The following is an 871-nucleotide window of genomic DNA, read 5'->3' as shown; positions in this document are numbered from 1 at the left end:
TAATCCTCATAATATTCCTCCTTTTGTCCCCTGCATGGGGGGCTTTTTGGGACCGTACTCTAGCCCCGGTAACATTTGAAAATAAAGTCGAACCCTGAATCTGCCCACTAACGTGTGCACATTGCCCACTTATGTGTGCACCTGGCCCGAATAATACACGATAGTACTTGATAAGGCCAATCAGTCCCACTGTTGCTTCATACCTTTGCAATGGACAGCTATTGATTCGGGCGCCCAGACGGGGCGTTTGATGGACTTTTTACGAAGTCATCATAACCGTTTGACGCTGCAAGACACACGCCAAACCTTTAAAAGCGAGTTTTAATTCGGCATTCCACTTCCCCTATTCCACCTTCGACATAAAAAACCAGCCGATCCTGAGGACCGGCTGGTTTTTATGTCTGGAGGCGCCACCCGGATTCGAACCGGGGATAAAGGCTTTGCAGGCCTCTGCCTTACCACTTGGCCATGGCGCCGTTTGCAGGGATATTAGATGCTGGAACGAGATCTTGTCAAGATTTCGTATCCAAGTGTCTATGTATCAAGGTATCTAAGTAAAGTACAGTTCAACATTCTCATCGCAATGCCTTGGTACATGCACACCCGGTTATATTGTTACGCATTTGCTTTAATACCCAGACACGTAGACACTTGGATACGTTGAAACAGGCATTATCTGCTCCACGACAACAGGCTCCTCGGTCCTGCGTATTTCATTACCGTTTCCATTTTATCCCTGTACATCGGTCTATAGCAGTGCTCTGGGCAGTTGCGGCACTTCGGCTTGGGATCCAGGGTACATAAAACCCTCATGACGATAGCATGCCTGAGGAGCTTACTGCACTCATCACACAACTCTGGTCCTTCCTCC

1 tRNA gene is annotated in these 871 nt (G+C 48.1%); it reads right to left on the bottom strand.

Features of this window, described 5'->3' with window-relative positions:
• Positions 1–402: 402 nt before the first annotated feature.
• Positions 403–476: transfer RNA gene (locus P1S46_12310), tRNA-Cys, on the bottom strand.
• Between the last annotated feature and the right edge of the window lie 395 nt (positions 477–871).

It is taken from the genome of bacterium (assembly GCA_029210545.1).
GTDB lineage: Bacteria > BMS3Abin14 > BMS3Abin14 > BMS3Abin14 > BMS3Abin14 > JARGFV01.
The sequence above is the reverse complement of the archived record's forward strand: the minus strand, read 5'-3'. Positions and strand labels throughout refer to the sequence as shown.